We start from the raw sequence: 227 nt of genomic DNA on the forward strand, positions 1-227 counted from the left end.
GGTGCGCGACGACGAGCAGGCCGAGGGCCGGATGCTGGCCGAGATTGCCCGCTCGCTCGAGGTCCCGGTGGCCGAGCACGAGCAGACCTTCGTCACCGCCCAGCCGATGAACCGGCTGATCGAGCCGGCGGACGTGGCGGGTGCCGCGCTCTGGCTGGCCGGCGACGAGTCCATCCAGGTGACCGGCTCGACCGTCACCGTCGACGGGGGGGACACCGCCAGATGAG

Annotated in this window: 1 protein-coding gene; it reads left to right on the top strand. The window is 72.7% G+C overall.

Features of this window, described 5'->3' with window-relative positions; all coding sequences use genetic code 11:
- Nucleotides 1–226, top strand: a 226-nt coding sequence (locus tag C7C46_RS18035; protein ID WP_146259115.1) for an SDR family oxidoreductase, incomplete at its 5' end; no start/stop codon positions are given.
- Nucleotide 227: the final 1 nt, after the last annotated feature.

It is taken from the genome of Streptomyces tateyamensis, from assembly GCF_003205575.1.
GTDB classification, from domain to species: Bacteria; Actinomycetota; Actinomycetes; order Streptomycetales; family Streptomycetaceae; genus Kitasatospora; species Kitasatospora tateyamensis.